This is a genomic window from Pseudomonas sp. MPB26 (genome assembly GCF_046605355.1).
In the GTDB taxonomy this organism is placed as follows: domain Bacteria; phylum Pseudomonadota; class Gammaproteobacteria; order Pseudomonadales; family Pseudomonadaceae; genus Aquipseudomonas; species Aquipseudomonas cedrina.
The window spans coordinates 1,400,207-1,426,761 of sequence record NZ_CP176793.1 but is presented as its reverse complement, the minus strand read 5'-3'; the positions used below and the strand labels follow the sequence as shown (position 1 = coordinate 1,426,761).

23 protein-coding genes are annotated in these 26,555 nt (G+C 62.0%); 20 read left to right on the top strand and 3 right to left on the bottom strand.

Features of this window, described 5'->3' with window-relative positions:
* Window position 1: 1 nt before the first annotated feature.
* The 10 genes from waaC to ACLH0H_RS06610 all read left to right on the top strand — a co-directional run bounded on the left by waaC (window position 2) and on the right by ACLH0H_RS06610 (window position 10,450).
* Window positions 2-1,063 carry a lipopolysaccharide heptosyltransferase I gene (waaC, locus tag ACLH0H_RS06655; RefSeq protein WP_411381433.1) on the top strand — a complete coding sequence of 354 codons (1,062 nt, stop codon included), beginning with the start codon at window positions 2-4 and terminating at the stop codon, window positions 1,061-1,063.
* Window positions 1,063-2,187, top strand: coding sequence for a glycosyltransferase family 4 protein (locus ACLH0H_RS06650; protein ID WP_411381432.1), 1,125 nt, complete (start codon window positions 1,063-1,065; stop codon window positions 2,185-2,187). Before waaC ends, ACLH0H_RS06650 begins: the two co-directional genes overlap by 1 nt.
* On the top strand, window positions 2,184-2,990 hold the full coding sequence (gene rfaP, locus ACLH0H_RS06645) for a lipopolysaccharide core heptose(I) kinase RfaP (protein WP_411381431.1): 807 nt from the start codon (window positions 2,184-2,186) through the stop codon (window positions 2,988-2,990). Before ACLH0H_RS06650 ends, rfaP begins: the two co-directional genes overlap by 4 nt.
* Window positions 2,990-3,724 (top strand): lipopolysaccharide kinase InaA family protein, encoded by a 735-nt coding sequence (locus ACLH0H_RS06640; protein ID WP_411381430.1) that lies wholly within the window; start codon window positions 2,990-2,992, stop codon window positions 3,722-3,724. Before rfaP ends, ACLH0H_RS06640 begins: the two co-directional genes overlap by 1 nt.
* Window positions 3,721-4,476: a lipopolysaccharide kinase InaA family protein gene (locus ACLH0H_RS06635; protein ID WP_411381429.1), complete on the top strand. Its 756-nt coding sequence runs from the start codon at window positions 3,721-3,723 to the stop codon at window positions 4,474-4,476. The genes ACLH0H_RS06640 and ACLH0H_RS06635 overlap by 4 nt, the downstream gene beginning before the upstream one ends.
* Window positions 4,476-5,918: a lipopolysaccharide kinase InaA family protein gene (locus tag ACLH0H_RS06630; RefSeq protein ID WP_411381428.1), complete on the top strand. Its 1,443-nt coding sequence runs from the start codon at window positions 4,476-4,478 to the stop codon at window positions 5,916-5,918. Before ACLH0H_RS06635 ends, ACLH0H_RS06630 begins: the two co-directional genes overlap by 1 nt.
* A 162-nt stretch (window positions 5,919-6,080) precedes the next feature.
* Window positions 6,081-7,061, top strand: coding sequence for a sugar ABC transporter substrate-binding protein (locus tag ACLH0H_RS06625; RefSeq protein WP_411381427.1), 981 nt, complete (start codon window positions 6,081-6,083; stop codon window positions 7,059-7,061).
* Window positions 7,061-8,584 carry a sugar ABC transporter ATP-binding protein gene (locus ACLH0H_RS06620; RefSeq protein ID WP_411381426.1) on the top strand — a complete coding sequence of 508 codons (1,524 nt, stop codon included), beginning with the start codon at window positions 7,061-7,063 and terminating at the stop codon, window positions 8,582-8,584. The genes ACLH0H_RS06625 and ACLH0H_RS06620 overlap by 1 nt, the downstream gene beginning before the upstream one ends.
* Window positions 8,577-9,527 (top strand): ABC transporter permease, encoded by a 951-nt coding sequence (locus ACLH0H_RS06615; protein WP_411381425.1) that lies wholly within the window; start codon window positions 8,577-8,579, stop codon window positions 9,525-9,527. Before ACLH0H_RS06620 ends, ACLH0H_RS06615 begins: the two co-directional genes overlap by 8 nt.
* Complete coding sequence (locus tag ACLH0H_RS06610; protein ID WP_411381424.1) at window positions 9,524-10,450, top strand: ABC transporter permease; 927 nt, start codon at window positions 9,524-9,526, stop codon at window positions 10,448-10,450. Before ACLH0H_RS06615 ends, ACLH0H_RS06610 begins: the two co-directional genes overlap by 4 nt.
* A gap of 6 nt (window positions 10,451-10,456) precedes the next feature.
* On the opposite strand, the gene ACLH0H_RS06605 is transcribed toward ACLH0H_RS06610, so the two are convergent.
* The gene (locus tag ACLH0H_RS06605) at window positions 10,457-11,845 is read right to left on the bottom strand and encodes a hypothetical protein (protein WP_411381423.1); all 1,389 of its coding nucleotides are present in this window, start codon (window positions 11,843-11,845) and stop codon (window positions 10,457-10,459) included.
* A gap of 75 nt (window positions 11,846-11,920) precedes the next feature.
* Window positions 11,921-14,005 carry a TonB-dependent receptor family protein gene (locus tag ACLH0H_RS06600; RefSeq protein WP_411381422.1) on the bottom strand — a complete coding sequence of 695 codons (2,085 nt, stop codon included), beginning with the start codon at window positions 14,003-14,005 and terminating at the stop codon, window positions 11,921-11,923.
* A 176-nt stretch (window positions 14,006-14,181) separates the two neighbouring features.
* Between ACLH0H_RS06600 and ACLH0H_RS06595 the strand changes: the two genes are divergently transcribed.
* The 8 genes from ACLH0H_RS06595 (at window position 14,182) to ACLH0H_RS06560 (ending at window position 22,724) form a co-directional block, all read left to right on the top strand.
* On the top strand, window positions 14,182-14,502 hold the full coding sequence (locus tag ACLH0H_RS06595; protein ID WP_411381421.1) for a YceK/YidQ family lipoprotein: 321 nt from the start codon (window positions 14,182-14,184) through the stop codon (window positions 14,500-14,502).
* A gap of 151 nt (window positions 14,503-14,653) precedes the next feature.
* Complete coding sequence (locus tag ACLH0H_RS06590) at window positions 14,654-16,411, top strand: carbamoyltransferase (RefSeq protein WP_076951814.1); 1,758 nt, start codon at window positions 14,654-14,656, stop codon at window positions 16,409-16,411.
* Complete coding sequence (locus tag ACLH0H_RS06585; protein ID WP_411381420.1) at window positions 16,395-17,525, top strand: glycosyltransferase; 1,131 nt, start codon at window positions 16,395-16,397, stop codon at window positions 17,523-17,525. Before ACLH0H_RS06590 ends, ACLH0H_RS06585 begins: the two co-directional genes overlap by 17 nt.
* Window positions 17,525-18,421 (top strand): GNAT family N-acetyltransferase, encoded by an 897-nt coding sequence (locus ACLH0H_RS06580; protein WP_411381419.1) that lies wholly within the window; start codon window positions 17,525-17,527, stop codon window positions 18,419-18,421. Before ACLH0H_RS06585 ends, ACLH0H_RS06580 begins: the two co-directional genes overlap by 1 nt.
* Window positions 18,418-19,809, top strand: coding sequence for a PIG-L deacetylase family protein (locus tag ACLH0H_RS06575; protein ID WP_411381418.1), 1,392 nt, complete (start codon window positions 18,418-18,420; stop codon window positions 19,807-19,809). Before ACLH0H_RS06580 ends, ACLH0H_RS06575 begins: the two co-directional genes overlap by 4 nt.
* Window positions 19,810-19,822: 13 nt before the next feature.
* On the top strand, window positions 19,823-20,779 hold the full coding sequence (locus ACLH0H_RS06570) for a glycosyltransferase (protein WP_411381417.1): 957 nt from the start codon (window positions 19,823-19,825) through the stop codon (window positions 20,777-20,779).
* Window positions 20,780-20,830: 51 nt separating this feature from the next.
* Complete coding sequence (locus ACLH0H_RS06565) at window positions 20,831-21,592, top strand: glycosyltransferase family 2 protein (RefSeq protein ID WP_411381416.1); 762 nt, start codon at window positions 20,831-20,833, stop codon at window positions 21,590-21,592.
* A 46-nt stretch (window positions 21,593-21,638) separates the two neighbouring features.
* A complete protein-coding gene (locus ACLH0H_RS06560) occupies window positions 21,639-22,724 on the top strand; it encodes a glycosyltransferase (protein WP_411381415.1) in 1,086 nt (361 codons plus the stop codon).
* On the opposite strand, the gene ACLH0H_RS06555 is transcribed toward ACLH0H_RS06560, so the two are convergent.
* Entirely contained in the window at window positions 22,713-23,279 is a 567-nt protein-coding gene (locus ACLH0H_RS06555) for a toluene tolerance protein (RefSeq protein WP_411382376.1), read from the bottom strand. The two genes, ACLH0H_RS06560 and ACLH0H_RS06555, sit on opposite strands and share 12 nt — an antisense overlap.
* A gap of 149 nt (window positions 23,280-23,428) precedes the next feature.
* On the opposite strand from ACLH0H_RS06555, the gene ACLH0H_RS06550 reads away from it, so the two are divergent.
* The gene (locus tag ACLH0H_RS06550) at window positions 23,429-24,607 is read left to right on the top strand and encodes an O-antigen ligase family protein (protein WP_411381414.1); all 1,179 of its coding nucleotides are present in this window, start codon (window positions 23,429-23,431) and stop codon (window positions 24,605-24,607) included.
* Window positions 24,608-24,616: 9 nt separating this feature from the next.
* Window positions 24,617-26,425 (top strand): lipid A export permease/ATP-binding protein MsbA, encoded by a 1,809-nt coding sequence (msbA, locus tag ACLH0H_RS06545; RefSeq protein WP_411381413.1) that lies wholly within the window; start codon window positions 24,617-24,619, stop codon window positions 26,423-26,425.
* Window positions 26,426-26,555 lie beyond the last annotated feature (130 nt).

The window sequence follows — 26,555 nt, the reverse complement described above, 5'->3', positions numbered from 1 at the left end:
TTTGCGCGTCCTGGTAATCAAGACCTCATCCCTGGGCGACGTGATCCATGCCTTGCCGGCACTGACCGACGCCGCGCGGGCGATCCCCGGCATTCAATTCGACTGGGTGGTGGAAGAGGGCTTCGCCGAAATCCCCTCCTGGCACCCGGCGGTGGACAAGGTGATCCCGGTGGCGATCCGGCGCTGGCGCAAAAACCTTTGGCAAACCCTCAAGAGCGGCGAGTGGCGACGCTTCAAGCAGCGCATCCAGTCGACCAAATATGACTTGGTGATCGATGCCCAGGGCCTGCTGAAAAGCGCCTGGCTGACTCGCTACGTGCGTGCACCCGTCGCCGGTTTTGACAAAAGCTCGGCCCGTGAACCGATCGCCGCGCGTTTCTACTCCCGGCGCCTGGCCGTGGCGCGTGGGCAGCATGCGGTGGAGCGCGTGCGCCAATTGTTCGCCGTGGCGCTGGGTTATGACTTGCCCAAAGGCCTGGGCGACTACGGCCTGAGCGTCGAGAAGCTGCTTGGCCTGCCACCGAAGAAACCCTTCGTGCTGCTGCTGCACGGCACCACCTGGGACACCAAGCATTGGCCCGAAGCCTACTGGCGCGAGCTGGCCGAACGCATCGGACGCCTGGGCGTGGAGGTGAAATTGCCGTGGGGCAATGCCGACGAAAAAGCCCGCGCCGAACGCCTGGCACAAGGCCTGCCACACGCCGAAGTGCTGCCCAAGCTGAACCTGGCCGGTGTCGCGCGTGTACTGGCCGGGGCCCGTGCCTGCGTGGCGGTGGACACCGGGCTTGGTCACCTGGCCGCGGCGCTGGATGTGCCGACCATTTCGCTGTTCGGCCCGACCAACCCCGGACTCACCGGTGCCTACGGCAAGGGCCAGATCCACCTGGCCAGCGACTGGCCCTGCGCGCCGTGCCTGCAAAAACACTGTACCTATCAACCGACGGCCGACGACCTGCGTCGGTTCGACGTCAAGCGCGAGTCGCCCCTGTGCTTCACGCGCCTGAACCCTGAGCGTGTGGCAAGCCGACTGAGCACGTTGTTACTGGCTGAGGAGCTGCACTGATGCAACTGGCTTTCGTGTTGTACAAATACTTCCCCTTCGGTGGCCTGCAGCGTGACTTCATGCGCATCGCCCTGGAGTGCCAGCAGCGCGGTCACCGGATTCGTGTCTATACGCTGATCTGGGAAGGCGACGTCCCGCCCGGCTTCGAAGTGCTGGTGGCGCCGGTCAAGGCGTTCTTCAACCACCGGCGCAACGAAAAACTCAGCGCCTGGATGGAGGCTGACCTGGCCAAGCGCCCGGTGGACCGCCTGATCGGATTCAACAAAATGCCCGGCCTGGACGTGTACTACGCCGCCGACGGCTGTTTTGAAGACAAGGCGCAAAACCTGCGGCACTCGCTGTACAAAAGCTTTGGCCGCTATCGCCACTTTGCCGAGTACGAGCGCGCGGTTTTCGCCAAGGACGCCAAGACCGAAATCCTGATGATTTCCGAAGTGCAGCAGCCGCTGTTCATCAAGCACTACGACACGCCGCTGCAACGCTTTCACCTGCTGCCGCCGGGCATTGCCCAGGACCGTCGCGCGCCGCCGAATGCGGCCGAGATTCGCCAGGGTTTCCGCAAGGAATTCAACTTGGGCGATGACGACCTGCTGCTGGTGCAAATCGGTTCCGGCTTCAAGACTAAAGGCGTCGACCGCAGCCTGAAAGCCGTGGCGGCATTGCCGGCTGAACTCAAGAAACGCACGCGCTTGTTTGTAATCGGCCAGGACGACCCCAAGGTATTCCAATTGCAAAGCGCCACGCTGGGCCTGGGGGATAACGTGCAGTTCCTCAAAGGGCGCAGCGATATCCCGCGTTTCCTGTTGGGCGCCGACCTGTTGATCCACCCGGCGTATAACGAAAACACCGGCACCGTATTGCTCGAAGCCCTGGTGGCCGGGTTGCCGGTGCTGGTCTCGGCCGTGTGTGGTTATGCCCATTACATCGCCGAGGCCGACAGTGGCCTGGTGCTGGATGAGCCGTTCGAACAAACGCAGCTCAACGAGTACCTGGCGAATATGCTCACCGACACTGCACAGCGCGCGGCCTGGAGCCGCAATGGGTTGGCCTTCGCCGAGACGGCCGACCTCTACAGCATGCCGCAGCACGCGGCGGATGTGATTCTGGCGGAGCCAAAACGATGAAGTTGATTCTTGCCGAACCATTCAAGACGTTATGGGCCGGGCTTGATGCCTTTGCCGAAGTCGAGAAACTGCAAGGCCAGGTATTCCGTGAGCTGGCGGCGCGTCGCACATTGCGTACCGAGGTCGCTGGCCGTCCGTATTTCGTGAAGATCCACCGCGGCATCGGTTGGGCCGAAATTTTCAAGAACCTGATCACCGCCAAGCTGCCGGTGCTGGGCGCCGGCCTGGAATGGGATGCCATCCATCGCTTGCAGGAACTGGGCGTGCCCAGCATGACCGGCGTGGCCTTCGGCGAGAAGGGCAGCAACCCGGCGGACCAGCATTCGTTCATCATCACCGAAGAACTGGCGCCGACCATCAGCCTGGAAGACCTGACCGTCAACTGGGCGGCCAAACCGCCTGCGCCCGCGCTGCGCCACGCCCTCACGGCCGAGTTGGCGCGCATGGTCGGCGACATGCACCGAGGTGGCGTGAACCACCGCGATTGCTACCTGTGCCACTTCCTGCTGGACACCGCCAAGCCCATCGACGCCAGCGACATCAAGCTGTCGGTGATCGACCTGCACCGTGCCCAATTGCGTGCGCATTTGCCGCTGCGCTGGCGCGACAAGGACCTCTCGGCGCTGTATTACTCGGCGCTGGATATCGGCCTGACCCGTCGCGACAAGCTGCGCTTTCTCAAGGGCTACTTCCGCCAGCCGCTGCGCCAGATCCTGGCCGAGCAGTCGGCGTCGTTGAGCCTGATGCAGCGCAAGGCCGACAAGCTCTACGCGCGCAAGCAACGCTACGGAGATGCGATCTGATGGCGGGTTGGATCCTGGAACCGGCGTACGCGAACCTGGCGGATGATTTTGGCAGCCTTGAGGCGGTCTTCGCCCTGCAAGGCGAGCGGCTGACCCGCGATCCGCTGTCGGAAGTGATCCGGGTGGAGCGCGGCGGGGTCAATTACTACGTCAAGCGCTACGTCGGCGCCGGTAAGGGCTTGCGGCGTTACCTGGGCAAGCCGCGGGTGAAATCCGAATGGCAGAACCTCAAGCGGTTCGCCAAATGGGGCATTCCCACGGCCGACGTGGTTGCCTGGGGCCTGGAGCGCAAGGGCCTGGCCTATGACCGTGGCGCGATGATCACCCGCGAGTTGCCCAGGACAGAAGACCTTTCGGTACTGGCCGAGCGTCACGATGCACGCCTGCGCGACTCCAAGTGGGTCAATGCGGTGAGCCGCCAGCTCGCCGAATACACGCGCACGATGCACGATCATCGTTTTACCCATAACGACTTGAAGTGGCGCAACCTGCTCATCGATGATCAGGCGACGCTGTACCTGATCGATTGTCCCAATGGTGATTTCTGGCGCGGTTTCTGGCTCAAGTACCGCATCACCAAGGACCTGGCGTGCCTGGACAAGGTTGCCAAGTATCACTTGTCCGCCACCCAGCGCCTGCGTTTCTACATGCAGTACCGTCAGCGCCGGCACCTCAGCGCAGCGGACAAACAGCGTATTCGCCATGTGGTGAAGTTTTTCGAGGGACGTGAATGAGTGATGATTTCCTGGCGGCTGAAGACCGTGCGCTGTTGGAGCGCAACGGCCTGGCGACGTTCGACGCTCTGTGGGCCAAGCAACTGGAGGCGGTCGACGAGCCCAATACCAGTCGCGGCGGCTGGAGCAGTGTGTTTCGCCTGGAGCTCGACGGCCACGGTTACTACCTCAAGCGCCAGAGCAATTACCTGACGCGCAGCCTGCACCGGCCTTTTGGCGAGCCGAGTTTCTCCCGCGAATTTCGTAACATCAGCCGCTATCGCAAGCTCGGTGTCCCGGCGTTGCAAGCGGCGTTCTACGGCGAGCGCAAAGTCGCGGGTGAACACCGCGCGATGCTGCTCACGCGCGCGCTGGACGGCTGGAACGACCTGGATTCGCTGCTGGAGCAGTGGCCTTCGCTGAGCGATGCCCAGCACCGCGCGATCCTGCTGGCCTGCGGTCAACTTGCGCGCCGGTTGCACAGCGTCGGCCAGGTGCATGGCTGTTTTTACCCCAAGCATATTTTCCTGCAGGCGACCGGCGACGGTTATGCCGCGCAGTTGATCGACCTGGAAAAAACCCGCCCGCTGCTGTTCGGCTGGCGGGACCGGGTCAAGGATCTGGAGCCGTTGTTGCGTCGCGCGCCCCAATGGTCCGATGCACAGGTGCGCCAACTGTTGGCGGCGTATCTGCAGCAGCCGGCGGACGGTACGCTGGTCGATACGTGGTTCCAGCGCCTGAATACCCGTCGTAGCCACAAGGAGAACCGCTGATGCGTTTGTCTGAGCTGAAAACCGCCGGTCGCACTCCGGATCTGCCCCTGACCCTTGAGCTGGCCGATGCGGCGGGTCCGGGTCAGTTGCAACTGCTGAGCCTGCTGCGCGTACTGCCGGGCGAGCGCTACGTAGGCGCTGCGGTATGGCGCGGGCGTCCGGTGCTGGCCAAATTGCTGGTAGGCAGCAGGGCGGCGAGACAGTTTCAGCGTGAGCTCAGCGGTGTGCGCCTGCTCGCCGAGCAAGGCCTGACCACGCCGTTGCTATTGGCCGATGGCTTGCAGGAAGGCGAGGGCGGCTGGCTGCTGTTCGAGTTTATCGAAGGCGCCGAAAGCCTGGCCGATGCCTGGCACGCCGTCGAAAACCTGCCGCCGTTGGCCGATGAGCAAACGGCGGTGCTTGCCGAAGCGCTGGGCGCGATTGCCCGGATGCACGCCAAAGGCCTGTGGCAGGAAGACCTGCACCTGGACAACCTGCTGCGTCAGGACGGCAAACTGTACCTGATTGACGGCGCCGGGATTCGTGTGGAAGAGGCGGGCAAGCCCCTGTCGCGCAATCGCGTGCTGGAAAACCTCGGGGTGTTTTTCGCCCAGTTGCCGAAGAACCTCGAACCGTTCAACGAAGAGCTGCTGGTGTATTACCTGCTCGGCAACGGCGAACACGCCTTGCCGATGCAAGCGTTGGAAAAGCAGGTGCGCAAAGTCAGTGCCTGGCGCCTGAAGGATTTTCTCAACAAGGTCGGCCGTGAATGCACCCTGTTCAGTGTGCTGCGCGGGCCGTTTGCACTGCGTGCCATCCGTCGCGAGGAAGAAGCCGCGATGCTGCCGGTGCTGGCGCAGGCTGACGCGTTGCTCAGCCAGGGCCATCTCTTCAAGACCGGTGGTGCCGCCACGGTGGCCAGGGCCGAAGTGGCGGGGCGCGCATTGGTGATCAAGCGCTACAACATCAAGGGGATCGCCCATTGGTTCAAGCGCTTCTGGCGCCCGAGCCGCGCCTGGCATTCCTGGCGCGAAGGCAATCGCCTGACGTTTCTTGGCATCGCCACGCCCAAGCCGCTGGCGGTGCTGGAAAAGCGCTTTTTCTGGCTGCGCGGCCGCGCCTACCTGGTGACCGAACTCATCACCGGGCCGGACATCATCGAGCGCTTCGCGCCCTATGTCGACAAGGGTGACGCGCCGGAAAACGAACTGCTGGCCCTGGACCATTTGTTTGCCGAGCTGATCCGCGAACGCATCAGTCATGGTGATTTCAAGGGGCACAACCTGTTCTGGGACAAGGATCACTGGTCGCTGATCGACCTCGACGCCATGCGCCAGCACAGCTCCGATGCCAGCTTCGCCCCGGCGTTTGCCAAGGACCGGGCGCGGTTCATGCGCAACTGGCCTGAAAGCAGCGCGTTGTATCAACTGATCGATCAGCGCCTGCCCAAACAGATCGGGTAATGGGTGTTGCCTGGGCAACAGTGATTGGGCAGTTGTGCCTGGGAACGACAGTTCGTTTTCGTTCATGGTTTTTATCTTGCTGATTTAACTGAATAAAATTCCTGGCATGAGCTCTGCATTGCCACTGGGTGAACCCTTTCACCGGTGGCTCAGGAGCCCTGTATGCCTTCCAGCCTTTCCACGCTTTCCCGTTTGATCTGCCTCGGCGCCGCTCTGTTGCTGGGCGGCACAACCCACGCAGCCGACGGCGACGATGCCGTGCCGTCCCTGGCCGGCAAACGTATCGCTGTGAGCATGACCGGTACCAGTCATTATTTCGATATCAAGGCGTTCCAGGCCCAGGTCGATGAGATCAAGCGCCTCGGTGGTACCCCCATCACGCTTGATGCCGGGCGCAATGACAAGAACCTGGTCACCCAGCTGCAAACCGTGGTCACTCAGAAGCCCGATGCGGTGATCCAGACCCTTGGCACCCTCAGCGTGATCGATCCCTGGCTCAAGCGCATCAGCAAAGCCGGCATTCCGTTGTTCACCATCGATGCACCGTCGCAATACAGCCTCAACAACACCACCTCGGATAACGTCGCCACCGGCAAGGCACTGGCCGATCAGTTGATCAAGGATGCCGGCGGCAAGGGCAAGATCCTGGTGTTCAACGGCTTCTATGGCGTGCCGGTGTGCGCGATCCGTTATGACCAGTTGAAGCTGGCGCTCAAGGATTATCCACAGCTGGAAATCATCCAGCCCGAGCTGCGCGACGTGATCCCCAATACCGTGCAGGACGCGTACTCCCAGGTCTCGGCACTGCTCAATAAGTACCCGGCGGGCAGCGTCTCGGCGATCTGGTCGGCGTGGGACATTCCACAATTGGGCGCGAGCAAGGCGTTGATCGATGCCAAACGCACCGAAATCAAGACCTATGGCGTCGACGGCACCCCTGAAGTGCTCGCTCTGGTCGGCCAGGCGAACTCACCGGTCGGCGCAGTAGTGGCGCAACAGCCGGCGCTGATCGGCAAGACCGCCGTGCAGAACGTTGCGCGCTACTTGGCCGGGCAACGTGACTTGCCCAGGGAGACCCATGTGGCCACGTTGCTGACCACCGCTGGCAACCTGGCGCAGGTCCAGCAATTGCGGGGTGACTGATGACGGCGTTGCACCTGCAAAACCTGCATAAGCGCTTTGGCGCCACGTTGGCGCTGGATGATGCGAGCCTCAAGGTCGAGCGTGGCACCATCCATGGGTTGGTGGGCGAAAACGGCGCCGGTAAGTCGACCTTGATCAAGGTGCTGGCCGGCATCCACAAGGCCGACGCCGGGCAAGTGAGTATCGGCGGTCAAACGTATGGTGCGTTGTCACCGCGCCAGGTCGACGCATTGGGGGTGCAGTTCATCCACCAGGAGCGCCTGTTGCCGGCGAGTTTTACCGTGGGGGAGGCGTTGTTTTTTGGCCATGAATTACGCCGAGGCCCGTTTGTGGACCGGCGTCGGCAGCAGCGCGAGGCGCAGCGTTTGCTGGGGGAGTACTTTGACCTGCAGCTGCCGGCCGGCGCGCTGGTGGGCGAATTGAACAGCGCCGAGCGCCAGGTGCTGCAGATCACGCGGGCGTTGATCCGCCAGCCCAAGATCCTGATATTCGACGAACCCAGCGTGGCGTTGGTCAAGCGTGAAGTCGACCAGTTGCTGCGCATCGTCAAGCGCCTGCGCGACCAGGGTTTGTCGATTTTGTACATCTCCCATTACCTGCAGGAAATCGACAGCCTGTGCGATGAAGTCACGGTGTTGCGCAATGGTCGGGACGTGGCGGTGGTGCAGCCACGGCACACTTCCAGTGCTGACATTGCGCGGCTGATGGTCAATCGCGAAGTGCAGGACATGTACCCCAAGGCCAAAGTCGAGCTGGGCGAGCCATTGCTGCAAGTGCGCGGGTTGAGCCTGGCGCGGCGCTATCGGCAGATCGACCTGCATGTGCGGCGCGGTGAAATCGTCGGTCTCACCGGGTTGGTGGGTTCGGGCGCCAAGGAGTTACTCAAGACACTGTTCGGCGTCGAGCAGGCCGACAGCGGCAGCATTCATCTGAACGGGCGTTTGCTGCGCCTGCATTCGCCGGGCCAGGCGATTGCCGCAGGGTTTGCCCTGGTGCCGGAAGAGCGGCGCAGCCAGGGAATCTCCCCGCTGTTGTCGGTGTTGGAAAACCTCACGCTGGCGAGCCTTGGCAGGTTCACTCGCTGGGGGCTGTTGAGTCGCGCCAGGGAGCAGGCGGAAAGTGTGCGGCTGATCGATGAACTGGCGATCAAGACGTCTGGCCCGCAGGCGGCGGTCAGCCAACTCAGCGGCGGCAACCAGCAGAAAGTCGCCCTGGGCAAGTGGCTCAGTCGCCGTTCAGCTGTGTACCTGCTGGACGAACCCTGCGTGGGGGTGGATGTGGGGGCCAAGGTCGAGATTTATCGGGTGATCGGGCGCCTGGTGGAGCAGGGCGCTGCAGTGTTGGTGCTGTCTTCGGATCTGCCTGAGCTACTGGGCATCAGCGATCGAATCCTGGTGTTGCATCGCGGTGAAATCGCCGGTGAATTTCGGGCGGGTGAGGCTGACAGTGATCAGTTGCTGGCGTGTGCCACCGGGGCAGTACCGGCGGCGGCTACGTCGGTGCGGGAGGTTGAACATGCTTGAAGCACTGCTGCGGCGTGGGTCGGTGGGCGTATTTCTGGCGATCCTGTTGGGGTTCGCCGTGGCGGCACCGAACTTCTTGTCGCTGGGCAACCTGGCCAATGTGTTCAGCCAGTCAGCGATCCTGGGAGTGCTGGCTTTTGGGTTGACCTGCGTGATTATCGGCGGTGGCTCGAATGTCGTCGCCGGTGGGCTCGACTTGTCGTTGGCGGCCAACCTGGGGTTGTGTGCGGCGGTGTTCAGCCGTCTCAACAATGCCGGCCTGGAGCTTTGGGTATCGCTGTTGCTGACCCTGGCATGCGGCCTGGGGGTCGGCCTGCTCAATGGGCTGGCCGTGGTGGTGCTGCGTTTGCCGCCGTTGTTGGCGACCCTGGCGAGCATGAACGTGCTGGCCGGGTTGGAACTGGTGCTGACCGAAAACACAGTGGTCTCCACTGACTCGCCGTTGCTGGATCTGCTCAGCGGCGGGGCGTGGCTGGGCGTGCCGGCCCTGGCATGGGTGCTGCTGGTGATGGCCGGGCTGCTGACCTTGCTGATCCAGCATTCGCCCTACGGGTTGCGCTTGCACGCGGTCGGAGAGTACCCCCAGGCTGCCGAGGCGGCGGGTATCCGCGTGCCCCGCTATGTGTTGTCGAGCTATCTACTGTCGGGTCTGTCTGCCGCCGTGGCCGCGCTGTGTTCGGCGGCTTTTTTCAGCGGCAGCACCACGGGTTCAGGCGATATGCTGCTGTCGGTGGTGGCGATTGCCTTTCTCGGTGTGGTGTTTTCCCGGCGCCTGGTGGCGAGCATTCCGGGCACCTTGCTGGCGGCGCTGTTGATCGGGTTTTTGATCAATGGCTTTCAATTGCTTAACGTCTCGAGCTTTTGGGTCAACGGCGTGCAGGGCGTTTTGATCCTGCTGGTCGTCGCAGCGTCCAGCGCGTTGAACCGGAGGGCGACGGCATGAGCGCACGCGCATTATTGCCGCTGACATTGCCACTGGTGTTCACGCTGATCGTCGTGGTGTTTGCGCTGCAGGCGCCGGGCTTTCTCAGTGTCGGCAACCTGCAAAGCCTGGTGCTGAATAATTTCGTGCTGTTGGCGATTGTCGCCATCGGCATGACGTACGCCGTGGCGGCCGGCGGTATCGACCTGTCGGTGGGCACGTCGCTGGATTTCGCCAGTTTCAGCTTTGTGGTGCTGCTCAATGCCGGTCATGGTTGGGCGTTCGCCGCGACAGGCGCGCTGATCGCGGCGCTACTGGTGGGCGTGGTGAATGCAGGCCTGATCGCCGGGCTGCGCATCAGCCCGTTCCTTGCCACCCTGGGCACGTTGTTTATCGGCACCAGCGCCCAGCAATTGCTCTCGGACGGTGGCCAGCCGATCTACATCGCCCAAGGCTCGAAGCCTGAGCTGACGGGTCTTACCCCGTTGCTGATTGTCTTGGGGCTGGGGCTGTTGTACGGGCTGGCGCTCGCGCGCGGACGCCTGGGGCGTGAGTTGCTGGCTCAGGGCACCCAGCCGCTGCTGGCGTATTACTCAGGGGTGTCGGTGCGACGCATTGTCACCGTGGTTGCCCTGGCGACCGCGCTGGCCTGCGGTGTGGCGGGCGTGCTGCTCGGCTCGACGGTCAGCGCGTACGTGCCGCTGTCCGGCAATGCGTTTTTGCTCAACGCGATTGGCGCGGTGTTCATCGGTACTACACTGAGCCGACAGGGCCGGGCGAATATTCCCGGGACCCTGCTGGGCGTGCTGTTCATCAACGTCATCGCCAATGGGCTGCTGCTGATTGGCTGGAATTTCTACTGGCAGCAGGTGGCGACCGGCGTGCTGATCTTTGCAGTGTTGACCTTCAGCTTTGCCAGTCGGCGCCTGCTTGAGCGCTATTAGTCGAGGCTATTGTGCGTTGACCAGTGTCGTATGGGTTTTATATTTGCCTTGGATGACGTCCTGGGTGGTAAAGAAATACCCGTAGTCCTGCAGGTACATGACGGTGCTGGTGGCCTGGTAGTTATCACCCGTGATAGTGCAGTTGAGCGCCTTCGCATTGCCACTGAGTGTCGAGTTGATGCTGCTGGCTGGCAGTTCGCGCGCCACGACGCAGGTCGAATCGCGGGACAGCACGCGATCCTCTTCGGCGGTGTTGCGATTGAGCTCCTTGAGTGTGAACCCCAGCGTTGCACCGATCGGCATCTGCTTCCAGTCGCCGGTAAAGCTCAGTTGCTCAACATTGCTTGCGGCCGAAACTTTCATCCCGTGCAGTTCGAAATCGCTTTGGAAGGTCAGGCTGAACAAACCTCGGAATGTAGTGATGCGGGTGCTCGAAAATTGGGTGGCCCGGCGGATTTTAAGCGGGCTGTTCCCGGCCGCAGGCTCAATGAACACGTCAGTGCGCAAGCTGGAAGAGCCCAAGTCACGCTTCTCCAAAAGATGGCGCAGAGGCTTGGCTGTCACGGGCATGCCCAATGCGGCGATCGCGTCTGTCACCGCTGCCGGGACAGGGGCGGGTGTCAGGGATTGCGGGAGCTTTGTGCGCGCAACGGCGACCGGCAACTGCGCGGTTGCCGGTGAGCACGCGGCCTTGAGCAGGGTCCGGGTGTCCGCTTCGGCGCTGCTGAAGGGCTGGTCTACGGGGATGGCGACTACGTTGCCGAAGGTCACCGTGTTTTTCGGGGTGAGGCTGAAGGCGGCCAGGGTGCGATAGGTCTGGCGGCTGCAACTGACCTCCCAGTGCATGCGCGTCTGGGCATAGGGCATCTTCTTGAGTTTGTTGATCAGGATGAGCGGCTCATCGTAGGCGCCCCAGAACTCGAGTTTGTCGCCCACGGTCTTGAGGCTGGCACGGTCGATCAACAATTGGCGTTGGGTGCCCGTAGTGCTGACGAGGCGCCAATCCGGGCGCGGCGTGCGGGCGCAGGCGTCGGTAAAACTGGTGTTCTGTTGCAGCTCGCCAATTACCGCCGGCATCAGGTTGCGCATGACGGTAATGCGCGTGGGTTGGCCATCGGGCCGCGGGGTCCCGGGGGCCTCCATGAACAGCAGGCTCCCGCTGGGGGTGGTACAGGACGCTTGAATTTGCGCGATGTCCGGCACGGCGGCATTGTCGGTCAGCGTGACTTGGACCTGGTAACTGAGGTCATCGCCATCGCGCATGATCGAGTCGGCCATCAGCGGCTTCTTGAGCATGTCTTTATACGGGGCGTCGGCCTTGTCGCCGCTTTTGAGGCCTTGCACGCCGCAACCACTGAGCAGGCCGAGGGCGACGATAACCGCGATGTGTTTCATGTGCGTTCCTTGCAGACCGGAAGTTTGATCAGGCCTTTGGACCGCCCGCATCACGTTTTGTGCGAGGCGCGCTGATCAGAATGCGTACTGCGCGCCTGCGCCTGCATACCACGAGCGCCCTGGCGCTGCTTCGTAATAGCGGTTGTTGCCGTCGCCGACGATGACCGAGCCGACGTACTGGCGGTCCAGCAGGTTGTCCAGGCGCAAGGTCTGGTGAAAGGTCCAGTGTTCAACGTTCTGCTCGAAGCGCGCACGCCAGTTGAACACGCTGTAGGCCGGTGCGGCGTGTTGGCTGTTGGTGTCCTCGACGTAGACCTTGCTCCGGTAAATCCCTTCGATGGCAGTGCTGATCCAGTCGCGGGGTTTCCAGTTCAGTTCGGCAAACACTGTGGTTTGCGGCACGCCGGGCAGGTAGTTGCCCTTGTCGACGGAGGTTGCGCCGCCGCTGACAAAGTCACTGTCGTAGATGGCCTGCAGGCGGGTGAAGGCGAGGTTGGAGGTCCAGTGTTCGCTGAGCTGGCTCTCGATGCCCAGTTCGAAGCCGCGGCGCAGGGTGCGGCCGGCGTTTTGATAGCTGGTGCGGCCACCCAGGGATTGATAAACCACCAGCTCATCCTCGGTGGTGATCTGGAAAACGGCGGCGTTGATTCGCGTGTTGTCGACCTGGGCCTTGAGTCCCACCTCGTATTGGGTGCTCTGCGAGGGCTTCAGGCCAAAGTTGAAGCCCTCGACACTGCCCGGCGCATAGGCCAGTTCGGCCTGGGTCGGTGTTTCGAAGCCTTTGCCTGCGCTGACATAACCATGCAGCTGCGGGGTGAAGGCGTACATCACGCTCATCGATGGAGTGTTTTTTTGGTAAGTCTTGTTGCCGCTGGAATTGCCGTTGCTGAGGAATTGATCGTCCACCGCCAATTCCATGGTGCTGTGACGAATGCCGGCTTGCAAAGTCCAGCGGTCCAAGGCCCAGTTGGCCTGGATGTAAGGGTCGAGGCTGCGCGCGGTGTCAATTTCATCACGACGTAGCTGGCCTTTCACGCCAAGGGTGTTGCCGCTGTAATTCTGGTAGCCGTGGCGACTGTCTTCGCTCTGGTCGAAGTCCAGGCCGGTGATGATCATCAACTCGCCCGGCGCGCTTTCTACGGGCTGCATCCAGCGCACGCTGGCGCCGTAGAACTTGCGGTCGAATTGCACTACGCCGCCGCCGCGTTCGTTAGCGGGCGTGCCTTTGGGTATCGACAAGTACTGAATCACGCTCCGGCGCCCCGTATACGCATTCACCTGCAGCGTCGCATCGCCGATGTAGCGCTCGTAATTCATCCCCACTTGCTGATGATCGATGCTTTTGCGCGTGTTGTAGGTCAGCGCATTCGCACTCACCGAACGCGGATCGGCCTTGTACGCCGCCCAGGTCTGCCCCAGCGGGTCCTGCGTGCCGTTTTGTTCCAGGCTGCTGTAGATCAGCGCCAGCTTGCTGTCGTCATCCGGCTGGACGTTGAGCTTGGCGAAAGTCTGGTCGCGGCGCGCGCTGCTGTGGTCGCGGTAGCCGTTGGTGTCCATGCGTGAGGCGTCGAGCACGAAGCCTGCGCCCTTCGCTGCGCCCTCGGCGGTCAGGTGGTGCTTGCTCAAACCGTCGCTGCCCACCAGGGTTTCGGCGCCGATGCGCGGCGGGCCCTCACCGTCGCGGGAGAACATCTGGATCACCCCGCCGGCATTGCTGCCATACAGCGTGGCGGCCGGGCCGCGCAGCACTTCGATGCGCTCGGCGGTGTCGAGGTTGAAGGTGGCCGCCTGGCCTTGGCCGTCCGGGGTGCTGGCGGGAATGCCGTCGGCGATCAATTTGATGCCGCGCACGCCGAAGGCCGAACGGGCGCCGAAGCCACGGGAAGAAATCTGCAGGTCCTGGGCATAGTTCTGGCGGTTCTGCACCACCAGGCCGGGTACACGGGCCAGGGCTTCGGAAGCGTTGATGCCCAGTTGACCCTCACTGATCTGCTCGCGACTGATGCCGTCGACCGAGTAGGGCAGGTCGAAGGCCGGGCTGGCGCTGCGTGAGCCGGTGACCACGCTGGGGTCGAGGACCAGCGGTGCGTCATCAGCCAGTGCGGCATTACTCAGCAGCAGGCCGGGAAGCAACAGGGTGCAGCGCGTGAAGGTATTCATGAGTCAGCCGGCATCCGTGGCGCAATGGGGGATAAACGCGCAAAAGGACGCAAGTTTAATGGCTCGGTGATCTTTTGCCATTCTCGGAAGTTTCTTACGCGCCCTGTCGGTGTGCCGAAGCTGAACCGACGGGGGGGCGGGTGCTAGCGTGGCGAACGATTGATCGGAGACTCGCCATGACACTAAGAACACTCGCAGTACTGGGCATCGTTTCATTGGCGGTCAGCGGCTGCGGCACGTTCAATACGGTGTTTCGCGACGACATTGCCGCCACCCGTGAACTGCGCAAGCAAAAAACCTACTGCGAAGCCATTCCTCGTATCTACAGCGGCGTAGCGTTCGATTTTTGCCTGCTGCACGCCGCGCCTGACCCCACGGGGGTGCTCATTCCCCTGGCGCTGGCTGATATCGTCGTATCAGGTGCGCTGGACACGGTCGTGCTGCCCTATACGATCTATCGGCAAACCGAAGACGGCAACATCAGAATCTATCGCTGACCCGGCCAACGCATCTTGCCACTTGCCGCTAACAGCTCCCCCCTGCTTTTAAGCTATAATCCCGCCCTTTAGCTGTTTCCTGCCCAGGCGGGAAGCACACTTTTTTCAGGCGCAACCCGCCTGCATGCAGACTAAAAGAGGCGAGACCCCTGTGGCATTGACGATTCTTGGCCTGTCCGGCGCCCTTAGCCATGATCCTTCCGCAGCCCTGTATATCGACGGCAAGCTGATCGCGGCCGCCGAAGAAGAGCGCTTCGTACGCGACAAACATGCAAAGAACCGCATGCCCTACGAATCGGCGAAGTTCTGCCTGGAACAGGCCGGCATCAAGCCCTCCGACGTTGACGTGGTAGCGATCCCTTTCGCGCCGATCAGCCTGTTCGGCGAGGCGCGCTGGCACTACGCCAAGCGTTACTGGTACGCCCCGGACCGCGCCCTCGACGCGATCCTGATGGGTAACCGTCGCTACAAACGTTATCGCAACAAGATCGTCTGGTGCCTGGAGCAACTGGGCTTCGATCCGAAGAAAATCAAGATCGAACCGGTTGAACACCACCTGGCCCACGCTTCCAGCGCCTATCACTGCTCCGGGTTCCAGGAGAAAACCGCGATCCTGGGCATCGACGGTAAAGGTGAGTACGCCACCACGTTCTTCGGCTACGGCGAAAACGGCAAGATCCACAAGATCAAGGAATTCTACGATCCGGACTCCCTCGGCGGCCTGTATGGCGCGATCACCGAGTTCCTCGGTTTCGAGATGCTCGACGGTGAGTTCAAGGTCATGGGCATGGCCCCGTACGGCGATGCCAGCAAGTACGATTTTTCGCGCCTGGCCTCCTTCGAGAACGGCGAGCTGGTGATCAACACCGACTACGCCAACGTGATCGGCCTGCGCCGTTATAAAGAGAAGGGCAAGGGTTTCTACTTCTCGCCCAAACTGATCGAGTGGCTGGGGCCCAAGCGCGAAGGCGACATCGCCGACGAGCCGTACATCCACTACGCCGCTAGCATGCAGGCGCTGTTCGAGAAACTGGCCCTGCAGATGATCGACCACTACCTGGGCGACATCCTCAAGGACACCGGCAAGCTGGCCTTCGCCGGCGGCTGTGCGCTGAACGTGAAGCTCAACCAGAAGATCATTGCCCGTGACGACGTCAAGGAGCTGTTCGTGCAGCCGGCGTCCGGCGATGCCGGTACCGCGGTCGGTGCGGCGGCCTACGTGTCCCATGCCCGTGGGGTGCCGGTCGAGAAGATGGAGCACGTCTACCTCGGCCCGTCCTACAGCAACGAAGACGTGATCGCCGCCTGCGCCAGACATGAGAGCAAGCCGAACTGGCGCAAGATCGAAAACATGCCCCAGCGCATCGCCAAGATCATGGTCGACGGCAACCCGGTGGCCTGGTTCCAGGGCCGCATGGAGTTTGGCCCGCGTGCCCTGGGCGGTCGTTCGATCATCGGTTGCCCAAGCGCGACCGGCGTGGCTGACCGCATCAACCACCAGATCAAGTTCCGTGAGCGCTGGAGGCCTTTCTGCCCGTCGATGCTCGACACCGTCGCCCCGCAGATGATCAAGGTCGATCACCCGGCGCCGTTCATGACCTTCACCTTTGAAGTGTCCGAAGAGTGGAAGACCCGCGTGCCGGAAGTGGTGCATGAAGACGGTACTTCCCGCGCCCAGGTGCTCAAGCGCGAATACAACCCGCGCTACTACGACATGATGAAAGAACTCGAAGTGCTCACCGGCAACGGTGTGTCCCTGAACACCTCGCTCAACCGCCGTGGCGAAGCGATGATCTGCTCGCCGACCGACGCGCTGAACATGTTCTTCGGTTCCGACCTGCAGTACCTGATCATGGAAGACATCCTGGTCGTCAAAGACGGCGTGGACCCTTATGACGCGCTCGGCTGACCGCCACGTCCTGCAGTTCTGCCACGGCTATGACGGGCCGTTTCTCGATTGCGCGCGGCAGTACGCCAGCCTGTTCGCAGACTCGGGCTACAAGGTGACCACGGTGTTCCTCACCGGGGTCGCCGACCCTGAGGTGGCGGCCGCTTGCGCCAGTGATGAAGTGTTGTTCATGGAGTACAGCTCGAAGGCCATTCGTGGCCTCAAGCTGGGCGCCATCGCCGAGATGCGCAAGATTGCCGCCTCGCGCCATTTCAGTTTCTGCATCGCGCACCGCGCCAAGCCGATCTATATCGCACTGCTCGCCACGCGGTTGCAAGTGATAGGGGTGCATCATGCCTTTGGCGACTACCAGCGCCGCGGCCGTCGGCTGTTTGCCTCGATTTTCCACAAGCGCCTGAGCTTGCTGGCGGTTTCCGACGCCGTGCGTGACGACATCCGGCGCTGCCTGCCGAAATGGCCGCAGGCGCGTATCCAGACTTTGTATAACCGCATCGATGTCGAGGCCCTGCAAGCGCTGCAGGTTTCCAGGGATGAAGCGCGCGACGCCCTTGGATTGTCACCGGATGAATGGGTGGTCGGCAATGTCGGCCGCCTGCACCCGGACAAGGACCAGGCCACGCTGCTCAAGGGCTTTGCCCTGGCATTGAAGCAGTTGCCGGCTGAAAGCCGTTTGGCGATCCTCGGCACCGGGCGCCTGGAGCAGGACCTGAAGGCACTGGCCCGCGAGCTGGGGATTGCCGACAAGGTGCTGTTCCTTGGCCAGGTGCCGGATGCGCGCCGCTATTTCCGCGCGTTTGATGTGTTTGCATTGAGTTCCGACCACGAGCCCTTCGGCATGGTGCTGCTTGAAGCGATGGCGGCCGGCGTCCCCTTGCTCGCCACCGCCTGTGGCGGCGCGCGCGAAGTGGTCGAAGGCGTGGGCATCCTGTTTCCCTTGGGCGACGCCGAGCACCTGGCCCAAGGGCTGGAACACCTGGCCGCGATGGATCAGCAGCAGCGACGCCAGTGTGCCGAGCTGATGCTGGAGCGCCTGCATGCACGATTCTCGGATCAGGCGGTACGCGCTGCCTTCTGGCAATTGCCGCCTGTCATTGAACTGACTGCGAGGGCTTGATGCTCAATCGATTCCAAGGCTGGCGCGAGCGCGGCTGGTCCGTCGTCGATGCGCCGGCTTACAGCGAGGCCTGGCAACGTTTTGGCGGCAGCGTCGCGACGCATCCGCAGGTGATCGAGCGCCTGGCCGGCCTGGCGCAGATTCCGGTGCGTTACCTGGCCTGGGAGCAGGCCGGTGAACTCAAGGCGTGCATCGCCACCTGGGGGCGCGACTTGGCGCTGTCCAAGGATGTGCTCAAGCGAAGCGGCAAGAAGGGCCTGTTCGACCTCGGCAATGCCGAGCTGATCCTGCCGGCCGCCGCCGATGCGCAGGCGCCGCTGCGCCAGCGTGCGCGCTACCTGTCGACGCTGAACGAGGGCCGTTTCAGTGGCCTGAAGCTTCAGGCCGAGCAGTTGGCCATGGCGCGTACCCCCGAAGAACTGTCGAAAAAGTTTCGCTACAACCAGCGCCGCGAACTGCGCTTACTGGAAGAAGCGGGCGGCCTGGTGCGGCCTGTCAGTGAGTTTTCCAGCGTGGAGTTGGCGTCCATCTACTGCGACCTGTTCCTGCGCCGCTGGGGCTTCGCCGCCACGGGCGCCGAGCGCATGACCGAGGTGATCGAACTGATGCGTGAATGGTTGATCGGTTCGGTGATTTTTCTCAACGACGCGCCCATCGCCATCCAGTTGGTGTACCGGGTCGAGTCGCCGCAATGGATCAGCGTGGAGTACGTCAACGGTGGGGTTGACCCCGAAACCCGCGCCTTCAGCCCAGGCAGCGTGCTGAGTTTTGTCAACACCCAAAGCGCCTGGGAGCAGGCCCGCGAAGTCGGCAAGCCACTGCGTTTTTCCTTTGGCCGTGCCGACCGTGAATACAAGGACCGTTGGTGCAACCCCGTGCAGGTATTCAGCGTATGACCCGCAAGCAGCAATTACTCAAGCGTCACCGGCGCAACAAGCGCACGGCGTTGATGGTCGGCGTGTTGCTGCTGGTGGTGCTCGGCATCCTTGTCGCCTGGTGGCTACCGTTGCTGTTGGCGCTGTTGGCCTGGGTCGCCCATGAAGCCTGGTTTGCCGACCATCTGTTCTATGCGCCCAACGAAGATTACCAATACCGTTTCTCGGCAGATGCCGAGCTGGCGGGTGTGCGCCTTGATGGCGACCGTTTGCTGCTCGATCAGCCGATGGCGCTGGAGGCAGGCGCGACGCTGGTGCTGGCGATCAAGGTCAAGAGCACCTGGTTGGGGCGTTTGCTCGACCCTGGCGTCGAACTGGCGGGTGACCGGCAAACCTTCGAGCGTGGCGTGAACGGCGTGCGTTACCTGAACCTCAGCGGCCTGGCGCCGATGTTGGCGGCGGGTGAGTTGCGTCTGCGCGGGCGGCATTGCCGATTGCTCGGCTCACCCCGCCTGTGGGCCTGGTCCCATCCGGATTACCGCGCACAACGGGTGATGGTCATCGCCCCGCATGCCGACGACGCCGAATTGGCCGCCTTCGGCCTGTACAGCCAGGCTGAAAAACCCTGGATCGTCACCCTGACCGCGGGGGAGATTGAAGCCGAACATTATGAGCGGATGGGCCTGGATGCGGTCGAGGCCTCGCGCATCAAGGGCCGCCTGCGCGCCTGGGACAGCATCGCCGTGCCGCTTTGGGCCGGTGTGCCGCAGGCCCATTGCGTGCAACTGGGCTACTTCTGCCTGCAATTGCAAGCGATGCAGGCCGCGCCGGACCTGCCGTTCGCCTCCCGTGAAGCAGAGCTGACGGACGTTCGACCCTTTCGCCAGTTCAATCCGTTCCCCTTGCCGTCGGACAGCGACGGCCTGCCCACCTGGAACAATTTGCTGGCCGATCTGCGCCACGTGCTGTCGATGGCGCGCCCCGAAGTGATCGTGTTGCCGCATCCGGTGCTGGACCCGCACCCCGATCACCTCTGTGCGCAACAAGCGGTGCTGCAAGCCTTGCAGGGCCTGGAGTGGCAGCCGACCACCGTGCTGGGCTACGCCAATCACCTGCATGACAACGACCGCTGGCCCATGGGCGACGCCGGTGCCGGCATTGCATTGCCGCCGCTGTTCGACGCCACTGAAGAACTGATCCCCTGCTGCCTTCCCCTGACCTTGGTGCAGCAGCGCGACAAGGCCATGGCGCTGGGCATGATGCATGACCTGCAACCGGCGGCGCCGTTCAAGCGCCGTGTACGGCGTTGGCTGCAGCGGATGTTGGCGGGGCGTGCGCGTTCGCCTTATGGTGAGAACGAGTTTTTCCGCAAGGCCGTACGACGGCATGAGTTGTTCTGGCGTTTGTGAAAAAGGGAATGTAATGAAAGTCTTGTTTCTGGTGCAGAAAGAGCAGCGCGCCATCCTTGATCGCCTGTACGAGGGCGTGGCCGAACATTGCGACTGCGATATTCGCTGGTTGAGCAGCGATGAGCAGCGCAACCTGCGCGGCTACTTTCGGCGTGAAGTCGATGTGGCCCGTTACGACCGCATTGTGTTCTTTCTGCGGTTCAAGCAGGAGATCCGTCAGGCCGGATTTATCCGTACCTTGCCAAACTTGGTGATCCTCGAGCACGACGCTTACCAGAACTACATTCCCTGCAAATACACCGGCAAGTTCAGCGCCCATTACCGTCGGCTGCCCTGGGCGCGGGTAATCAGCTCGGGCTTCATGGTGACCGAACGCCTGCGCGCCGAAGGCTTTGACGCGGTATTCGTGCCCAAAGGCTACGACCAGGCCCTGCTGCAGCCCCAGGACCGCGAGCGGGATATCGAACTGGCGTTTGTCGGCAGTACCAACAGCGTGGCCTATAGTGGTCGCAAGGCACTGCTCGATGAGCTGGCACGGGTTGAACCTTTGGTGGTGACGCGCACCAAATCCGGTGAGGAATATTGTGCGACCCTCAACCGGATCCGATTTTTCGTCAGCGCCGATGTGGACATGGGCGAGTACATGATCAAGAACTTCGAAGCCATGGCCTGTGGCTGTGTATTGTTGGCGTTCGACCAGGGGGCCGAGGAAAACGCGGCCTTGGGGTTCGAGGACATGGTCAATGTGGTGTTCTACAAGGACATACCGCAGTTGCAGGCAAAACTCGCAGTGCTGCGGTCCAACCCGCAATTGGCGGCAGATATTGCGCGTTGCGGGCAGGCGCTTGCCGTTAGCCAGTTCAGCTTTGCGCGTATCGGCCAGCGCATTGTCGAAGCCCTCAAGGCGCCGTTGCGGCCCCGTGCTACCTTAAGCGTGTTGGAAAGGTTGCGTCTGAAGCTGGGCGTTTGATATCGGCTAACTGGCCGCAAATGATGGCTATGTGATATTATCGAGGCGTTAATGCAATTCTCCGATCAAAGCGACATAACGCTCGTGGTGACCAGTTGCGGTCGCTTCGATTTGTTGAAACGCACGCTCGAGAGCTTCGATCTGTTCAATACGGCGGCGATACGCGAAGTCTTCATTACCGAAGACTCCGGTGACGACGCCGTGCGCCATGCGGTTCCCGAGCACTGGTACAGTCATTGCACTTTCCTGATCAACCGCCCGAAACTTGGGCAGTTGGCGTCCATCGACCTGGCTTACGAGTCGGTCAAGACCCCCTACATATTCCATTGCGAGGATGACTGGGCGTTTTATCGACCGGGCTTTGTCGAGGACTCCAAGACGGTGCTGGAGCAGCGGCCCGATATTTTGCAGGTGTGGCTGCGCAACTATGTTTACGACTTGCAGGTGCACAGCCCCTATATCCATTTGGGGCCGCGCGAAGTGATTGGCGGGGTGCCGTGTTATCCCCTGCTGTCCGACAAGCCAGAGTGGCAGGGTTTTTCGCTGAACCCCGGGTTGCGACGCATCAAGGAATATCGCTTGTGCGCGCCCTATGCCGGGTTCGAAGGGGAGAAGGGGCTATCGAAGCGTTACGCGCAGCTGAACCTGGCGGCCGTGACTCTGGAAGGCGATGCGGTTCTGCATACCGGTTTCGGTTTGCATGTGGCGACGGCGGAAGAGCGCTTGACCAAGGCGCGGCGCAAGCGGCGAGAGCGGATCAAGCTGGCGGCCATGCTGGTACTGGGTGTCGGTATCGGCTGGCTGATCCATTAAGTAAATACGACAAGCCACCACAACGCCGCAAAAGGTCATTTTTTCGATGAGTATCCTCAATATCATGTGGGCCGGTGGTTCTGCATTCGCCTCAGTGCAGAAGGTCCACCAGCAGATACTTTCCCACGCGGTTTGCCGTGCACCGATCACTACCTGGTTGCTTCAAGGCCGCTCGCAAGAGAGTGAGCCGGCAGTGGAGTGGAACCTCTCTTCCGCCCGACTCAAAGGCAGGCATCTTTGGAAGTTATTGATGCCCTGGATGCGCGCGCGTTTCCAGAAGGCGTTGCCGGACGATCTTGAAGTTGTATTGCTCGACGGCGTAGGCGTGGCCCGGGTGATGTTGCCGGTGCTCAAGCACTTGCCACATGTGCGCGCCGTGGTTGTGTTTCATGGCGTCACGCGCATGCGCCGGGCGGACCAGAAGCTGTTTGCGCAGCTTCCAGCGGCGCAACTGACCCTGGCGGCCGTGTCGCAAACCTTGGCTCACTCGATCGAGCGTTTCCTGCAACGGCCCGTGACGGTGCTGCGCAGTGCGTTTGATCCGGTGGCGTTTCGTGCCGCCGCGCTATCCCGGGCGCAGGCGCGCGCTCGCCTGGGCCTGCCGTTGGAAGGCTCGCCCGTGCTCGGGGCGGTTGGCCGATTGGTCGACGGCAAGGGGTTTGGTTGTTTGCTGGACGCGTTCGCCGCTGTGTCGGCGGATCAACCGGACGCGCGCCTGGTCATTATCGGCGAAGGAGACGCGCGGCCTGCGCTTGAGGCGCGTATCGCGCAGCTTGGCTTGCAGGACAAGGTTTCGCTGCCGGGTCATCTGCCGGACGCGGCGACGCTGTACCGGGCTTTTGATTGGGTGGCCATTCCGTCGACGCAAGAAGGCTTGGGGTTGATCCTGCAAGAGGCGGTAATGGCAGGGGTTCCGGTGCTGACCAGCGAATTGGCCGTGTTCCGCGAGCAGTTGGCGGACGCCGGCTGGTACGCCCCTTCCGATGATGCGCAGGCTTGGGGTCGCTTGATGGAGCGTGCGTTCGCCACGTCTGTCGAGGGCGTGCTCGAGGCTCAGTCACGCGCATTGGCGCCGGAGCAAGCCTGGAAGGACTTCAGCGAAACCTCCCAGCGCCTGTTTTCATGCCGCTAGCAGCGCTTGCTCCAGTGCTTGCATTGGAAAGCGTTCGTTCAGCTTCTCGCGCGCAATATAACGTGCGAAATGCTGCAAGTTGCGCCGTGCGAGTTCCGGATTAAGCGGCGCGCGCAAAAAGCGCATGTCCGCGACGTCGATCAGCCCCATTTCGTTATCAGGTGTAACAACGATATTGCCCAGGTGCAGGGAGCGGAAGTAAATTCCCGCGCCGTGCAGGCGGCGGATGAGCGCCACCAGCGGGTCGAGGTTCGATTGCCAGTCAAAGCCTTTTTTGTTGGAAATCTGGCGCAGTGTTTCACCGGGCAGCGGGCGGTACAGCACCGCAGTCATGCCGGGCGCGGCCAGTTGAAAGAACGCGAGGACGGTCAAGGTGGGGATGCCGCGCTGTTGCAGTTGCGCCACGTTGTCGATGAAGCGCTTGGAGTAGGGGCGAAACAGAGCTGACGAAAACAGGCGCTTGCGGCGAAACAGTTTGAGGATATTCCCGTCGGCCAGCAGGTAGACCTTGGGGCCGTAGCTGTCCTTTTCGAGGATTCGGGCACCTTCAATCATCGCGGTTAAATCGGCTTGGGGAAGCCTTGAACATTGCATCGTCGGAAAGCCTTGTGGGGAGTCGCGGGCACAGTGATCGGTAATAATGCCGAAAGTTTTGGGTTTTAACCATGCCGGGTTGGCAGGTTGAACGTATTCAGGAGCGGGTGATGCAAGCAAGTCGTTGGGCGCAGGTATGGATGTTTTCCGGGTTACTTTGGTTTTTGCTTGCGATTGCCTTCGCACCGACCAACAAGCTTTATCAACAAGGCTTGACCCTGTTTCTGTGGTTGCCCGCCATGGTGTTTGCCTGGTCTGCGCGCGAACGCCTCAAGGAAGTCTGGCGTGAGCAGCGCTGGATTTGCCTGATGGTGGCCGCGTTGGCCGCCTGGGGCGCAATCAGCCTGGTGTGGACCAATGCGCAAGACCCGTCGCGCGAGGCTAAGCGCCTGCTGTATATCGGCGTGTTCCTGCTGTTTTTTCCGGTGTTTGCCTGCGGCCGGAGCGAGCAAGTCATCCGTGTGATGCAGTGGGGTGGTTTCGGCTTGGCCCTGTCTTCGCTGGTGGCGATCGTCAAGTTCTATGGCCTTGAGCATAACGCCTGGTACGCGCGCCTCGAGGGCTTGGGCCAGTTGTCCCATCCGATCCTGGGTGCCTATGTGATTGGCCTGGCTGCGGTCTGGTTGTTGCACTGGCTGCCGCGCGGGCGATGGATGCAAGTGGCTTGGGTGGCGTCCATCGCGCTGCTCGGGCTCTTTGTGGTGCTCAGCCAAAGCCGTGGTGCCGCGCTGGCGTTGCTGCTGACCGTGGTGGCGATGCCGGCCTGGTGCCGCGACCGCCGTACCGCGGTGATTGCGATCGGGGCGGTGATTGCGGCGCTGGCGGTGTTCTTCGCCATGCAGTCGCTGATGCTGTCCCGGGGTGTCTCGTACCGGCCGCAAATCTTCATGGCGGCCGTTCAGATGATTTCCGAGCGCCCGTGGACCGGCTTGGGCCTGGGGGGGGATTACAAGGTACTCGCCGATGGCATTTATTTTGACCATGCCCACAACTTGTTCTCCCACGTCGCGATCGAACTGGGCCTGCCTGGCCTGCTGTTATGGTGCGGCCTGTGGTTCGGCGTGTTGTGGCAAGCCTGGAAGGCCCGCGACACGCTCTACGGCAAGGGCGTCATCGGTATGTGGGTGTTTTCGTTCCTGGCCATGCAGTTCGACGCGGCCAGCCTGACGGGCACCCCGCGGGCCGAGTGGTTTATCTCGTGGCTGCCGATTGCGCTGGCCAGTGTCTTGGTCTGGGTTCGGGCCAACCCCGACGCATGTGATAAAGTTCGCGTCCTACCCAATCAGTGAGCTCGACACATGAGTGACGCACCGCCCAAAGCGGACCAGGAATCCAGCCTGAAAATCTATTTAAGGCTGCTGGGCTATGTGAAACCTTACATCGGCATGTTCATGCTGAGTATCGTGGGCTTCGTGATCTTTGCTTCCACCCAGCCGATGCTCGCCGGGATCCTCAAGTACTTCGTGGATGGCTTGAGCAACCCCGACGTGGTGTTCCTGCCCAACATACCCTTGTTCAAGGACCTGAAGCTGCTGATGGCCGTGCCGCTGCTGATCATCCTGATCGCCGCGTGGCAGGGCCTCGGCTCGTTCCTGGGCAACTACTACCTGGCCAAGGTTTCCCTGGGCCTGGTGCATGACCTGCGCGTCCAGTTGTTCAACAAGCTGCTGGTACTGCCCAACCGTTATTTCGACACGCACAATTCCGGGCATCTGATTTCCCGCATCACCTTCAACGTGACCATGGTCACCGGCGCCGCTACGGATGCGATCAAGGTCGTGATCCGCGAAGGCCTGACGGTGGTGTTCCTGTTCGGCTACCTGCTGTGGATGAATTGGAAGTTGACCCTGGTGATGCTGGCTATCCTGCCGCTGATCGCGGTGATGGTTGGCAGCACCAGCAAGAAATTCCGCAAGCAGAGCAAGAAGATCCAGGTGGCCATGGGCGACGTCACCCACGTGGCCTCGGAGACTATCCAGGGTTACCGCGTGGTGCGCAGCTTCGGCGGCGAAAGCTACGAGGAGCGCCGTTTCGCCGCCGCCAGCCAGGGCAATACCGACAAACAGCTGCGCATGAACAAGACCGGCGCGGTCTACACGCCCATGCTGCAACTGGTGATCTACACCGCCATGGCCACCCTGATGTTCCTGGTGCTGCTGCTGCGCGGCGATGCCACGGCGGGCGACCTGGTGGCCTACATCACCGCTGCGGGCTTGTTGCCCAAGCCGATCCGCCAGTTGTCGGAAGTCAGCTCGACGATCCAGAAAGGCGTCGCCGGTGCCGAGAGCATCTTCGAACAGCTCGACGAAGAGCCGGAAGTCGACAGCGGCACCGTGGAGCGTGATCGTGTCAGCGGTCGCCTGGATGTGCGCAACCTGAGCTTCACCTACCCAGGTACCGAGCGCGAAGTGCTGAAGAACATCAGCTTCACGGCCGAGCCTGGGCAGATGATCGCTCTGGTCGGGCGCTCAGGTAGCGGCAAGTCCACGCTGGCCAGCCTGATTCCGCGTTTCTACCATCACGAAACCGGCGACATCCTGCTCGATGAAGTGGAGATCGAAGACTACCGCCTGCGCAACCTGCGCCGGCATGTGGCCCAGGTCACCCAGCACGTCACGTTGTTCAACGACACAGTGGCCAACAACATCGCCTACGGCGACCTGGCGGATGCCCCGCGCGCAGACATCGAAAAAGCCGCCACCGATGCCTACGCCATGGATTTCATCGCCGAGCTACCCAATGGCCTGGACACCGAAGTCGGTGAAAACGGCGTGCTGCTGTCCGGCGGCCAGCGTCAGCGCCTGGCCATCGCCCGCGCACTGCTCAAGAATGCCCCGCTGCTGATCCTGGATGAAGCGACTTCGGCGCTCGACACCGAGTCCGAACGTCACATCCAGGCCGCGCTGGACAAAGTCATGAAGGGCCGCACTACCCTCGTAATCGCGCACCGACTGTCCACCATCGAGAAGGCCGACATGATTCTAGTGATGGACCACGGTGAAATCGTCGAGCGTGGTACACACGTGCAACTGCTGGCCATGGGCGGCTATTACTCGCGCCTGCACGCCATGGGCCTGGATGAGCCGGTAACGGCCAACATCACCTGATAGGCCGGGGTGCGCAATGCACCCCGGCGTTTGTATCAGGCCCCTTACAGGCTTGACCAAAGCCAAATAATTCCCAGCCTGGCGTTTGTTATGTTGGCCTTCTCGATTCGAATGACGAACGAGAGGGCTA